14 protein-coding genes are annotated in these 12,345 nt (G+C 62.1%); all 14 read right to left on the bottom strand.

The window, feature by feature from the left end:
- Positions 1-262 (bottom strand): helix-turn-helix domain-containing protein (locus GA0061101_RS27895; protein WP_141694125.1); only part of this gene is annotated, 262 nt, incomplete at its 3' end.
- Positions 263-461: 199 nt separating this feature from the next.
- Entirely contained in the window at positions 462-1,067 is a 606-nt protein-coding gene (gene phnN / locus GA0061101_RS27890) for a phosphonate metabolism protein/1,5-bisphosphokinase (PRPP-forming) PhnN (protein ID WP_052224374.1), read from the bottom strand.
- Positions 1,064-2,203: an alpha-D-ribose 1-methylphosphonate 5-triphosphate diphosphatase gene (locus GA0061101_RS27885; protein WP_047559888.1), complete on the bottom strand. Its 1,140-nt coding sequence runs from the start codon at positions 2,201-2,203 to the stop codon at positions 1,064-1,066. The genes phnN and GA0061101_RS27885 overlap by 4 nt, the downstream gene beginning before the upstream one ends.
- A gap of 16 nt (positions 2,204-2,219) precedes the next feature.
- Entirely contained in the window at positions 2,220-2,906 is a 687-nt protein-coding gene (locus GA0061101_RS27880; RefSeq protein WP_047640337.1) for a DUF1045 domain-containing protein, read from the bottom strand.
- Between the two features lie 188 nt (positions 2,907-3,094).
- Positions 3,095-4,441, bottom strand: a complete 1,347-nt coding sequence (gene phnE / locus GA0061101_RS27875) for a phosphonate ABC transporter, permease protein PhnE (RefSeq protein ID WP_037200336.1) — start codon at positions 4,439-4,441, stop codon at positions 3,095-3,097.
- A gap of 7 nt (positions 4,442-4,448) precedes the next feature.
- Positions 4,449-5,429 carry a phosphonate ABC transporter, permease protein PhnE gene (gene phnE / locus GA0061101_RS27870; protein WP_037200337.1) on the bottom strand — a complete coding sequence of 327 codons (981 nt, stop codon included), beginning with the start codon at positions 5,427-5,429 and terminating at the stop codon, positions 4,449-4,451.
- 64 nt (positions 5,430-5,493) lie between these two features.
- Positions 5,494-6,399 (bottom strand): phosphonate ABC transporter substrate-binding protein, encoded by a 906-nt coding sequence (gene phnD, locus GA0061101_RS27865; RefSeq protein ID WP_037200338.1) that lies wholly within the window; start codon positions 6,397-6,399, stop codon positions 5,494-5,496.
- Positions 6,400-6,492: 93 nt separating this feature from the next.
- The gene (gene phnC, locus GA0061101_RS27860; protein WP_092576017.1) at positions 6,493-7,347 is read right to left on the bottom strand and encodes a phosphonate ABC transporter ATP-binding protein; all 855 of its coding nucleotides are present in this window, start codon (positions 7,345-7,347) and stop codon (positions 6,493-6,495) included.
- Positions 7,348-7,570: 223 nt separating this feature from the next.
- Positions 7,571-8,125 carry a pyridoxamine 5'-phosphate oxidase family protein gene (locus GA0061101_RS27855; RefSeq protein WP_092576007.1) on the bottom strand — a complete coding sequence of 185 codons (555 nt, stop codon included), beginning with the start codon at positions 8,123-8,125 and terminating at the stop codon, positions 7,571-7,573.
- Positions 8,126-8,220: 95 nt separating this feature from the next.
- Entirely contained in the window at positions 8,221-8,838 is a 618-nt protein-coding gene (locus GA0061101_RS27850) for a DapH/DapD/GlmU-related protein (protein ID WP_037200341.1), read from the bottom strand.
- Positions 8,835-9,542, bottom strand: a complete 708-nt coding sequence (gene phnL, locus GA0061101_RS27845; protein ID WP_047640335.1) for a phosphonate C-P lyase system protein PhnL — start codon at positions 9,540-9,542, stop codon at positions 8,835-8,837. Before phnL ends, GA0061101_RS27850 begins: the two co-directional genes overlap by 4 nt.
- Positions 9,543-9,551: 9 nt before the next feature.
- Positions 9,552-10,328, bottom strand: a complete 777-nt coding sequence (phnK, locus tag GA0061101_RS27840; protein ID WP_037200343.1) for a phosphonate C-P lyase system protein PhnK — start codon at positions 10,326-10,328, stop codon at positions 9,552-9,554.
- On the bottom strand, positions 10,325-11,236 hold the full coding sequence (locus GA0061101_RS27835) for an alpha-D-ribose 1-methylphosphonate 5-phosphate C-P-lyase PhnJ (RefSeq protein WP_037200344.1): 912 nt from the start codon (positions 11,234-11,236) through the stop codon (positions 10,325-10,327). Before GA0061101_RS27835 ends, phnK begins: the two co-directional genes overlap by 4 nt.
- Positions 11,233-12,342: a carbon-phosphorus lyase complex subunit gene (locus GA0061101_RS27830; RefSeq protein WP_092576004.1), complete on the bottom strand. Its 1,110-nt coding sequence runs from the start codon at positions 12,340-12,342 to the stop codon at positions 11,233-11,235. Before GA0061101_RS27830 ends, GA0061101_RS27835 begins: the two co-directional genes overlap by 4 nt.
- Positions 12,343-12,345: the final 3 nt, after the last annotated feature.

The following is a 12,345-nucleotide window of genomic DNA, read 5'->3' as shown; positions in this document are numbered from 1 at the left end:
CGTCCTTCAGTCGGTGCAGCGTCAAGTGTGAGGTCTGCTCGATCCGCTCGACGATGAAAGTCCGATGCGGTTCCAAAATACGCCGACGATGGCCGCCCATCTTACCGGGCGACACGCTGCCGGTCCTGCGATAGCGCTGTGACCACTTCACCACAGAGGAGACGGCTATGTCGAACCGCTCCGCCACCACCCGACAGTTCTGACCGGCCGCAACTGCAGCCACTACGCGTTCACGAAGATCATTCGAATAAGGTCGCGTCATGGATGCTGGCCTCCATTCCAGCATCCATCATGAATCACAATTCCGCTGATTTGGGAATCCAGAACGGATTCCCATAAGTCATGAACCGCTCTAGTCCTCATGGTGCGGAGGCCTGAAAGGCCGGAGCCTCGAACCACGAGGGCGGGTGGGGTATTGCTACGTATAAGCGTTGGGATGATCCGAGCAGAACACCGAACGGTTATTTCCCAATCAGCACTTCCAGCGCGGAGATGATCGCGCGCTCGGCATCGCCAAGTGTGCCGCTATTGTCGATATCGGTCACGTCGTAGCTGCCCCCAACGGTGAGCGAACTGCGATCCAGGCGCTTCAACACATCCTCACGGCTTTCGCGCCCGCGCGCCATCAGCCGTTCCGCCAGCACCTCACGCCGCGCCGTGACGTTGATGATCTTCAGTCTTGGAAAGGCCGCCTGGAAACGATGCAGGACCGAACGGGAGCCGTTGGCGATGACCAGATTGCCACGCGCCAGCTCGTCGGTGACGTCGGCAGGAATACCGTATTTCAGGCCATGCGCTTCCCAGGAGACAGCGAAAGCACCGGTCTGCTCCATGGCGTCGAAATCTGCTTCGGAAACGCTTCTGTGGTCTTCATTGCCGGCATCCCCCTCGCGGGTGATGACGCGGCGAACGAAATGAACGTCCGGCCGGCCGGCGAAATGCCGGGCGGCGAGGTTCATCAGCGTATCCTTGCCAGCGCCGCTCGGGCCAACGACAACGGCCATGATACCAGCTGCGTTATCCGGCAGACGGTCATTAGCCGGCTTGATGTTGGCGTCAGCGCTCATGCGACCCGGCGTCCTTCCCGCCACACCGAACGCGTGACCGGCACGCCGTGATCGCGACGAACGCGCACCAGATCGGCGCGCAGGCCTTCGGCGATGCGTCCGCGATCGCTAAGGCTGACGGTTTTCGCTGGCGTTGCCGTCACCATGGCAATGGCCTGCGGCAGCGAAATACCTTCGACTTCATCGGCCAGGATGAACGGTGCATGCAGCAGGCTGAGCGGCACGTAATCGGAGGAAAGCACGTCCAGTACGCCGAGTTCAGCCAGATCGCGGGCGGCGATGTTGCCGGAATGCGACTTGCCGCGCACGATGTTCGGTGCGCCCATCAGCACGCTCATGCCAGCGCCATGCGACGCCTTCGCCGCATCGACGCTGGTCGGGAACTCCGCCAGGCGAACACCATAGGCAATGGCTTCGTCGACATGGGCGAGCGTAGCGTCGTCATGGCTGGCAACGGTAATGCCGCGCTCGGAGCAGACCTTGGAGATCGCGTCGCGGTTCGGTGTCGCGTATCTGGCCGATTCCTCCTGGCGCTTGGCGACGAAGCGGGCAAAGGCCTCGTCGCTCAGGCCGCGCTTCTTCTGGTAGTAGAAGATATATTGATCCATGGTCTGGAACTGGCGCTGGCCCGGCGCATGGTCCATCAGCGAGACCAGACGGACATAGTCATCCTTCTCGAAATCCTGGAAGTGATCGAGGACGTTGTCGGAGGAGACTTCGCAACGCAGGTGGATCAGGTGATCGGCGCGCAGCCGGTCCTCGCGCTGTGCCGCCTGGATGGCGTCGGCCATATCGCGCATCTCGCCCTTTTCGAAACCGCCGTCCTCGTCGGAGCCCATGCGCAGGCAGTCGAACACCGTCGTGATGCCTGAGGTGACGATCTGGGCGTCATGCGCCTGGATGGCCGCCGTCTTGTTCCAGCGTACGCCGGGGCGCGGCGAATAGTGGGCTTCCAGATGATCCGTATGCAGCTCGACCAGGCCCGGGATCAGAAAATCGCCCTCGAAATCCTCGCCGATATCGGACTTGCCTTCGGAAATGCCGGCGATGCGACCGTCGCGGATCAGCACGGAGCCCTGGACGATCTTGTCTTCAAGGACGATTCGGGCATTGGAGAGGACGGTTTCTTTGGTCATGTCAGGTCTTTCACTTTTAGGCGCCGGCAAGCGGAAGCCAGGAACGGACGGTAAAGGGTGCCCCGCGCTTTTCTTCGACGAAGATGGCGAGACCGGAAATGTCGAGCGGCTTGCCGGTATGGTCGGCAAAGCGTTCGCGCAGGACCTCGTGCATTTCAGCCTGGCGCTCGGCGGGGACGCGCCCCGTCAATGTCATATGGAAACGAAACTCGTCGTTAACATAAGGATAGCCCCAACGCAGCAGATTGGCGCGCTGCGCCTCGGTCATTCCTTCCGGGTTGCGCCGGGCGATATCATATTGCGAAAGCGGCGCGCGGAACGGCTCGAAGGTCTTGACCACCCGCGAGGCGAAATCCTGCAGGGGCTGGTAAAGCGAGCCGGGCACGAGGGCGAAGAAATGGCCGAGCTGGCCAAGAACCAGCTCGGGAATGACGAAGGCCTTCGTGCGGGCCGCGAAATCGGCGGCAACCTCAAGCAGATCGCGCTCGTTCACCGAGGCGGCGAGTTCGAAGGGCGCCTTCAACGTAGCATGGAAGCCGTAGCGGCGCGGATCGGCCGTCAGTTCGGCATGGCCTTCCGGCACCGGGCCGATGGCCTTGTCGGAAAAAATCTCGTCGGAAAAAGCATCGCGACCCAGCCAGAGGGCAGCAAGCGACGTCAACGGATCGTCTTTGGGCGGCGTGAAATAGAGAGCATAGCGCAAGGCTGTATTCCTTGGAAAAATCGGCTGCGCGCGACACTGTTGGGTGATTTGCGACAAACCGCAAGAGCGGCAAGGCAGCAACCTATCGAATCCGGCTAAACCCGGCTCGATCGATGCGATCTTGCCGCGCCTGCGCTATCGGATTCCCGTGACAAAATGATGATGCGTTTCGATTTATATCGGGCTTTTTATTTGACGCGTGTGCCCATCAGGCGCGAGCGCAGAGCGTTGGACGCGGCGTCGAACAGGAAGACTACGAGCAGGATCAACAACACCATGTAGGCGACGTTTTCCCAGTTGGCGTTGGTGCGCATCGCTTCCCAGAGCTTCAGGCCGATACCGCCCGCGCCGACGGCGCCGATGATGGTCGCGCCGCGCACGTTGGATTCCCATTGATAGAGCGTCTGGCTGACGATGACGGGGACGATCTGCGGTACGATGCCGTAGCGATGCACGAGGATCGTCGACGAGCCGGTGGACTTCACGCCTTCACGCGGCTTGTTGTCGATGTTTTCGAGACCTTCGGAATAGAGCTTGCCGAGCGTGCCGGTCTCCGTGAGGAAGATCGCGCCGCTGCCGGCGAGCGGGCCAGGGCCGAAGGCGCGGGTCAGGAACAGCGCCCAGATCAGCATGTCGACCGAGCGCAGGAAATCGAAGAAGCGCTTCAGCACCTGATTGAGCAGCCGGTTCGGCGTAATGTTGCGGGCGGCCAGGAATGCGAGCGGGAAGGCCGCGAGCGAACCGAGCAACGTGCCGAGGAAGGCCATGACGATGGTCTGGAACAGCTTGGTCCAGACATCGCCGTGCTGCCAGGCGCCGTTGTTCCAGATATTGTCGAAGGCCAGCGAGAGGTTGGACTGGTCCGGCTCCAGCCGCGGGCCGGAAACGATCAGGCTGATGACTTCGCTGGCCGGCTTGTCGAAGAAGGGCGAGTGCGTATCGAAGACGAAATTGGCCCAGCCGATGAAACGCTTGCGGATCTTCACGCGGTCCGTGGAAATGCTGACGTCGCCGGCAAAACCCATGTTCGCGAGGATATTATCGTCATAGACGGTCATCCAGCTGGGAACGGGTTGTGAGCCGACGATCTTCGGCATGTCGCCGGTGATATCGATCGGGATGGTCACGCCATGCGCCGTCACGATGGCCTGCGTCTTGGTGATCGTGACCATGCGGCTGGTGCCGCTGACCGAAACGGTCATGCTGCCGTCGGGCGCGGTCTTCACCCAATCCGGGTTGGGGTTGTCGCCCAGAGGCGAAAAGCGCGGATATTTGATGGTGATCTTGTCGCCGGAAATGCGGAATTCCGGCTGGACGTCGTAGCTGATCCATTCGCTGAGATAGATGCCGACGCGTTCCCAATGCGCTTCCGCGATGACTTTCGGCAGGTCGAAGAACCATACCGCATAGAAGCCATAGAGGATCACGCCGATGAAGATCATCAGCGCGCCGAAGCGCTGGCGGAACGACCGGTGAAGGATCTCCGGGTAGCGCGCTTCGATTTCCTGCATACGGCCGGCGTCGATGACGGACATGGGAACCTCAATGCTGCAAAAGGAAGGCATGTTCGCCGACGAGACGGCGGCGGAGCCATGCGGAAAACTGGTCGACGGCGATGATGGTCACGAAGAGCAGCAGCACGAGCGCCACGGTCTTGGCGCCGAAGCCGCGCGAGATCGAGAGTTTCAGCTCCTCGCCGATACCGCCACCGCCGACGGCGCCGATGATGGTGGAGGCGCGAACGTTGATCTCGAGGCGCAGCAGCGCATAGGACATGAAGTTCGGCATCACTTGCGGCAGGGCGCCGAACCGGACGCGCTCCGTCCAACTCGCGCCGACGGCCCGCATGCCCTCGTCGGGCTTCATGTCGATATTCTCGGCGACTTCGTAGAACAGCTTGCCGAGCGCGCCGATCGTGTGCAGGCCGACGGCGATGATGGCGGCGATCGGCCCGATCGACAGGATCGCCGAAAACAGGCCGGCGATGACGATCTCCGGAAAGGCACGCAGGAATTCCATGACCCGCTTCGTCACCAGGCGGACGGGATTGGAAGGCGACAGGTTGCGCGCGGCAAGGAAGCTGAGCGGCAGCGCGAAGACGAAACCGATGATGGTCGACACAAGCGCCACGTTGATCGTGATGATCATCAGCTCGAAATATTCGGGAATATAGAAATCGCCCCAGACATAGACTCGGCCAAGCGGAAAGTTGAATTCCTCGCCGCCGACGCCATTGGCGCCGTTGGGGCTCGGCAGATCGAAGAGCGCGCGGTAGACATCGGCCCAGTCTTTGGGGATGAGCCAGCTCAGGAAGTCGAAGAGGTGCGGCAGACGGTCGAAGAAGTGGCCGGCATTGCTTTCGTCCGCAAAGCGGACGGAACTGACGAAGGCAACAAGCAGAATGAGCAGGCCGATGCCGGTATAGAGGCGCCGCCGCGCCACCATCTTGCTCCAGGCGTCGCCGATATCCCGAGCGCTCTGCGGCGCTGCTTGCATCTTCAGCTGCGTATCGGCAATCGTCATGAATTCTGCCCTTGTGATAGCAAAAGGGCGGCCGTTGCCGGCCGCCCCGTATTCAGAATGCGGATCAACCGCCGATGGCAGCCTTACGAACGTCGATAACGGCGTTGTAGAAGTCCGGGGTGACCTTGACGTAACCCTTGAAGTCGCCGCCTTCGATAGCCGAGAAGCACTTGGCGTCGGTCGTCGGGAGCTTCAGGAAGAAGTCGGTCAGCTTGGTCTTCCATGCGTCGCCGAGCGCGTTGCGGACAACGAGCGGGCCGTTCGGGATCAGCGGCGAACGCCAGACTTCGACGAGCTTGTTCGGGTCGACGGCGCCCTTGTCGACTTCCTTGCGGAAAGTGCCGGAGGTGTAGCCGTCCTTGAAATCGCCGAGGCCCGAGGAGTCGTCGACGGCGACGTCGACCTTGCCGTCATAAGCGGCGAGCAGGTTGTTCTCGTGGCCGCCGTTGAACTGCGTCGAGGCGAAGAACTTGTCGTTCGGAGCGCCGGTATCCTTCGGGATCTGCGTCAGCGGAACGAGATAGCCAGAGGTCGAGTCCGGATCGGCGTAGCCGAGCTTCTTGCCCTTGGCATCCTTGATGGTCTTGATGCCGGAAGACTTGAGGGCGAGACCGATCGAGTAGTAGCCGGTCGAGCCGTCTGCCTGCTGCGTGGTCAGGATCGGGGTGACGGCCTTCGGGTCCTTGATGGCGACGGCTGCGTAGCCGGAAGCACCGAGTTCGGCGAAGTCGAGCGTGCCGCCGAGCAGGCCCTGGATAACGCCGTCATAGTCGGCGGCCGGGAAAAGCGATACCTTCTCGAAACCGAATTCCTTCTTCAGGTGGTCGGAGAGGCAGGCATAGTTGCGCAGGCGGTCGGCTTCGTTTTCGCCGCCGAGAATGCCGACTCGGAATTCCTTGAGGTCTTGAGCGGCAGCGCCGCCGACGAGCGCGAGAAGCGCCGTGGCTGCGAGAAGGGTCTTCTTCAACATTGGGTTCGTCTCCTGATTAACCGGTGTCCCCGGATGCCTTCGGTCTAGAAAAAATGTGCCCTTGACGCGGGCTCTCGATCCCGGCTGCCTCTCTCAGAGACCGGCCAGTGCCAGCGGTTGCGGGCCGGCAGATTCGCTGGCCGCGGCTTGCGCGGCCGGATCGGCGAAATTGATTGATGTCGACGTCATGGTTTCGTCGATGCCGGCGCCGTCCTTGTCGGTTCCGTAGATTTCTTTGACGGCTGCAGCCGTGAGATCAGCCGCCTTGCCGTCGAAGACGACGCGGCCGGCTGCCATGCCGATGATGCGTTCGCAATAGTTGCGGGCCGTATCCAACGTATGCAGGTTGGTGATGACGGTGATGCCTTCGCGCTCGTTGATGTCGCGCAGCGCGTCCATGACGATTTTGGCATTGAGTGGATCGAGCGAGGCGATCGGCTCGTCGGCCAGCATCATCTTCGGCTGCTGCATGAGGGCGCGGCAGATGGCCACGCGCTGCTGCTGGCCGCCGGAAAGCGTGCCGGCCATCTGCAGTGCCGTCTGCTCGATGCCGAGGCGCTCCAGCGCCGCGATGGCTTCGATGCGCTCTTCGCGGGTGAAGACGGAAAGGAGGCTCATGACGGTCGAGCGCTGATTGAGGCGGCCGAGCATGACGTTGGTGAGCACGTCGAGGCGGGGAACGAGATTGAACTGCTGGAAGATCATGGCGCAGTCGCGCTGCCAGTTGCGCAGCGCACGGCCTCTGAGCTTGGAGACGTCGACGCCGGAGAAATGGATGGAGCCGGAGCTCGGGTCGGCCAGGCGGTTGATCATGCGCAGCAGCGTCGACTTGCCGGCGCCGGAGCGGCCGATGACGCCGACCATCTGTCCCTGCGGAATGTCCAAAGTCACGGAATCGACAGCGAGCTTGTTGCCAAACCGGCGTGAGACATTCCTGAGTTCGAACATGAAGCTTCCCTTTCGCGGCTGCCCTGGATCGGCAAAATGCATTCGATCCGACGCTATGAACGGGCGCACACCCTTGCCTCGAAGGGAGTTTCAAGGGGCGCGCGCCAAGCACAAGGCAACGCATTAGTCTCGCTTCGTGAAGCTCCAATGTCAGTTTTGTGTAAGTGCTGTTACAATCGGCGGCTATTCGATATTATTAGCCGGCTGAAGGCTTTGGTTACTTTTAGCCGTCAAACAAACCCGTCGGCAAACCATCCATACTGAGGGCATTCTTCTCGCGCCGGTATTCCTCAATACCATCAGGCCCCTTGGCCTTGGCCCACTGATCGAGGCTTGGTCTTTCGCCTTCATAAGAAAACAGCGGCACGCCGAAACCGCAGGACGTCTGCACGAGATCGATGTCCAGCCAAACGATCTGCCGTGCGCCCAGCGGCTCATCTCCGGCGTAGTGGTCATGCAGCAATTCCCGGTATTCTGGCGATGCCCGATGCATGATCCTGCCGCGACCGTAAAGACGCAGGATCATCGGTGGTCCTTCCATCGCACAAAACATGATGGTCAGCCGGCCGTCGGCCTTCATGTGGGCTGACGTTTCGTTGCCGCTGCCGGTGCGATCGAGGTAGATGGCTGTGTTCGGGGAAATGATGCGCAGGCACAGCGTTTCGCGCGGCGAAACATTGACACGGAAATTCGCGGTCGCGGATGCCGTGAAGAAGATGTGTTGCCGCGCGATGAAATCGCGCAGCCGGTCATCGATGCTGGAAAACTGCTTTGCCATGAAGAGAAGCCTCCCTTGGTCTCGGGCTGGACAGATCGCCCGAGGCTGGATCGCCTGTCGGCCCCATGCAAGCCCGATGTGGGCAGAAAACGTCCTCAGGCGCCGTAGCGATCCAGAAATTCTTCGCCGGAAAGGGCGCGGAAGTCGGCAAGCGCCGTGCGCAGGCGATCGTGATCCCAATCCCACCAGGATAGCTTATCCATACGCGCTCCGACCTCGGCGGTGAAGCGCTCGCGGATCAGCTTGGCCGGCACGCCGCCGACGATCGCGTAGGGAGCGACATCCTTGGAGACAACAGCACCCGCGCCGATAACAGCGCCATTGCCGACCTTGACACCAGGCAGGATGGTGGCGCCATGGCCGATCCAGACATCGTTGCCGATGACGACGCGATGATCGCGCCGCCAGGTGAAGAAGTCCGTTTCCATATCGGCATCCGGCCAATAGTCGGCGGCACGGTAGGTGAAATGGTGCAGCGTTGCCCGCCATGTCGGATGATTGGTGGCATTGATGCGCACGGCCGCGGCGATGTTGACGAATTTGCCGATGGTCGTGCACCAGACGGCGCCGTCCTGCATGATGTAGGAATAGTCGCCGAGCTCGGTTTCATCGATGCGGCAGCGGTCGGACACTTCGGTATAGCGGCCGAGCGTCGATTTGCTAACGCTGGCCGAGGCACTGATGAAGGGCGTTTCGCCCAGCTTGCGGCTCATGCGGCAGCCTTTCTCGGCGAAAATTGCGAAACATCGAGGATGCGGCTGCCGACGGCTTCGCGCACCTCTTCGTCGTGGAAGATGCCGAGAAGGGCGACGCCCGCTTGTTTCTTCTGTTCGATCATGTCGACCACGACGGCTCGGTTTTTGGCGTCGAGCGAGGCTGTGGGTTCGTCGAGCAGAAGGAGGGCGTGGTCGGTAATGAAGCCGCGCGCGATATTGACGCGCTGCTGCTCGCCGCCGGAGAAGGTGGCAGGCGGCAACTGCCAAAGCTCTTTCGGCAGGTTTAGCTGCGCAAGCAGGCCGGCCGCCTTTTCGCGGGCGTCAGCGGGTGCGACGCCGCGGGCCAGCAGCGGCTCGGCGACGACATCGAGGGCGGGGACGCGCGGCACCGTGCGCAGGAACTGGCTGACATAGCCCATGGTCTGCCGGCGCACCTCGAGCACGGTGCGGGGATCGGCGGTGGCGAGATCGACGATCTTGCCGTTGTGCGTAACGAGGATCTGGCCGTTGTCGACGGCATAGTTGCCATAGATCATCTTCAGCAGCGAGCTCTTGCCGATGCCGGAGGGGCCGCCGAGCACGACACATTCGCCAGAGGCGACAGAGAAGGAGACGTCGGCGACGACAGGCAGGCAGATGCCGTCGCGCAGGTGCATGATGAAGCTTTTGAAGACTTCGGAAACGACGAGTGGGGTTGCCATGATACTTCCTCAGACCTGCAGGATCGAAGAGACGAGCAGTTGCGTATAGGGTTCGCGCGGATCGTCGAGCACGCGGTCGGTCAAGCCCTGCTCGATGACGTACCCATCCTTCATCACCATCATGCGATGCGACAGAAGCCGGGCGACGGCGAGATCATGCGTGACGATGATCGCCGACAGGCCGAGATCGTTGACGAGGCCGCGGACGAGATCGAGCAGGCGTGCCTGCACCGAAACGTCGAGGCCGCCGGTCGGTTCGTCCATGAACACCAGGCGCGGCCCGGTCACCAGATTGCGGGCGATCTGCAGGCGCTGGCGCATGCCGCCGGAGAAGGCGCGCGGCTGGTCATCGATGCGGTCGGCATCGATTTCGACCCGCTCCAGCCAGTCGATGGCCGTGTTGCGGATGTTGCCGTAGTGGCGGTTGCCGATCGCCATCAGCCGTTCGCCGACATTGGCGCCGGCCGAAACCGTCATGCGCAGGCCGTCGGCGGGGTTCTGATGCACGAAGCCCCAGTCGGTACGCATCAGGAAGCGCCGTTCGGCCTCGCTCATGCGGAACAGGTCGCGATAGGTCTCGTCGCGCATATGATATTCGACACTGCCGGTCGTCGGCAGCAGCCGCGTCGAGATGCAGTTGAGCAGCGTCGTCTTGCCGGAGCCGGATTCGCCGACGATGGCCAGCACTTCGCCGGGCCAGAGATCGAAGGACACGTCCCGGCACCCGATGCGGCTGCCGTAGAATTTCGAGATGTCCTTGACTTTCAGAAGCGGTGTGTCGCTCATTCGGCGGCCTCCTTGCTATCAGGCAATCCATCGGCTGCGAGCCCATTTGGCGCCAGCATAGGGCCAACATGGCCATGGGCGCGGCGGTCCTCGCAGAAATCGGTATCGGAGCAGACGAACATGCGCCCACCCTTGTCGTCGAGGATCACCTCGTCGAGATAGACCTGCTCGGCGCCGCAAAGGGCGCAGGGCTTGTCGAAACGCTGCACCTCGAAAGGATGGTCCTCGAAGTCGAGGCTGACGACTTCGGTATAGGGCGGCACGGCATAGATACGCTTCTCACGACCGGCGCCGAACAGCTGCAGCGCATCCGACAGATGCATTTTCGGATTGTCGAATTTCGGCGTCGGCGACGGGTCCATCACATAGCGTCCGGCGACCTTGACCGGATAGGCGTAGGTGGTGGCGATGCGGCCGTTGCGGGCGATATCCTCGTAGAGCTTCACATGCATAAGGCCGTATTCCTCGAGCGCATGCATCTTGCGCGTCTCGGTCTCGCGCGGCTCCAGATAACGAAGCGGCTCGGGGATCGGCACCTGATACACCAGCACCTGATTGGGGCCGAGCTTGGCTTCCGGGATGCGGTGGCGCGTCTGGATGATGGTCGCCTCGTCGGTGCGGGTGGTCACCGCGACATTGGCAACCTTCTGGAAGAAGGCGCGGATGGAGACGGCGTTTGTCGTGTCGTCAGCCCCCTGGTCGATGACCTTCAGCACGTCTTGCGGGCCGATGATGGCCGCCGTCAGCTGCACGCCGCCGGTGCCCCAGCCGTAGGGCATCGGCATTTCGCGCGAGGCGAAGGGCACCTGATAACCTGGTATGGCGATCGCTTTCAGGATGGCGCGGCGGATCATCCGCTTGGTTTGTTCGTCGAGATAGGCGAAATTATAGGTGGCGAGTTCGGTCATTCGGCTGCCTCCGTCATCGGGTCCATGCCGCTGTCACGGGCGGCTTCGAATTCGCGGCGCATGCGCCGCACCAGGTCGAGTTCGGCCTGGAAGTCGACATAGTGCGGCAGCTTCAGATGTTCGACGAAGCCGGTCGCCTGCACGTTGTCAGAGTGCGAGATGACGAATTCCTCGTCCTGTGCCGGCGCCGTGATGTCTTCGCCAAGCTCTTCGGCGCGCAGCGCCCGGTCGACGAGCGACATGGCCATGGCCTTGCGCTCGCTCTGGCCGAAGACCAGCCCGTAGCCACGGGTGAACTGCGGCGGCACCTTGGCGGAGCCCTTGAACTGGTTGACCATCTGGCATTCGGTCACCTGGATGCGGCCGAGCGACACGGCAAAGCCGAGTTCCGGCACCTCGAATTCCACTTCAACTTCGCCGATACGGATTTCACCGGTGAAGGGATGTGTGCGGCCGTAGCCGCGCTGCGTCGAATAACCGAGCGCCAGCAGGAATCCTTCGTCGCCGCGGGCGAGCGCCTGCAGGCGCAGGTCGCGGGTCATCGGGAACTCCAGTGGCTCGCGCGTCAGGTCGCCGATTTCATGATCGACCGGCATGACGCCGTCGCCTTCGATCAGCCCTTCCTGATCGAGAATTTCGGAAACGCGCATGACGCGACCCTCTTCGGCCGGCCGCTGCATCGGCTCGTCCACTTGCTCGTCGGTCAGAAGGCTCGGATCGAGCAGGCGGTGCGTATAGTCGAAGGTCGGGCCGAGAAGCTGGCCACCCGGCAGATCCTTGTAGGTGGCGGAGATGCGGCGCTCGATCTTCATCGCCACCGTGTCCAGCGGCTGGGAATAGCCGAAGCGCGGCAGCGTCGTGCGATAGGCGCGCAGCAGGAAGATCGCCTCGATCATGTCGCCGCGTGCCTGGCGGACGGCGAGGGCTGCCAAGGTGCGGTCATAGAGCGAGGCTTCGGCCATGACGCGATCGACGGCGAGCGCCAGCTGCGCGACGATCTGGTCGATGCCAACAGCCGGCAGCGAACGGTCGCCGCGGCGACGGTCGGCCAGTAGCCGGTGAGCATTGGCGATGGCGGCTTCGCCACCCTTTACGGCAACATACATATG

This window comes from Martinezella lusitana (assembly GCF_900094565.1).
GTDB classification, from domain to species: Bacteria; Pseudomonadota; Alphaproteobacteria; order Rhizobiales; family Rhizobiaceae; genus Rhizobium; species Rhizobium lusitanum.
The sequence above is the reverse complement of the archived record's forward strand: the minus strand, read 5'-3'. Positions and strand labels throughout refer to the sequence as shown.

Bases quoted from the DNA above. Each gene is read 5' to 3' on its own strand.
- phnK (WP_037200343.1), bottom strand. From the start codon at position 10,328: ATGAGCGACACACCGCTTCTGAAAGTCAAGGACATCTCGAAATTCTAC.
- phnN (WP_052224374.1), bottom strand. From the start codon at position 1,067: ATGAGCGCTGACGCCAACATCAAGCCGGCTAATGACCGTCTGCCGGAT.
- phnE (WP_037200337.1), bottom strand. From the start codon at position 5,429: ATGACGATTGCCGATACGCAGCTGAAGATGCAAGCAGCGCCGCAGAGC.
- GA0061101_RS27830 (WP_092576004.1), bottom strand. From the start codon at position 12,342: ATGTATGTTGCCGTAAAGGGTGGCGAAGCCGCCATCGCCAATGCTCAC.
- GA0061101_RS27850 (WP_037200341.1), bottom strand. From the start codon at position 8,838: ATGAGCCGCAAGCTGGGCGAAACGCCCTTCATCAGTGCCTCGGCCAGC.
- GA0061101_RS27835 (WP_037200344.1), bottom strand. From the start codon at position 11,236: ATGACCGAACTCGCCACCTATAATTTCGCCTATCTCGACGAACAAACC.
- phnL (WP_047640335.1), bottom strand. From the start codon at position 9,542: ATGGCAACCCCACTCGTCGTTTCCGAAGTCTTCAAAAGCTTCATCATG.
- phnC (WP_092576017.1), bottom strand. From the start codon at position 7,347: ATGTTCGAACTCAGGAATGTCTCACGCCGGTTTGGCAACAAGCTCGCT.
- phnD (WP_037200338.1), bottom strand. From the start codon at position 6,399: ATGTTGAAGAAGACCCTTCTCGCAGCCACGGCGCTTCTCGCGCTCGTC.
- GA0061101_RS27885 (WP_047559888.1), bottom strand. From the start codon at position 2,203: ATGACCAAAGAAACCGTCCTCTCCAATGCCCGAATCGTCCTTGAAGAC.
- GA0061101_RS27855 (WP_092576007.1), bottom strand. From the start codon at position 8,125: ATGGCAAAGCAGTTTTCCAGCATCGATGACCGGCTGCGCGATTTCATC.
- phnE (WP_037200336.1), bottom strand. From the start codon at position 4,441: ATGTCCGTCATCGACGCCGGCCGTATGCAGGAAATCGAAGCGCGCTAC.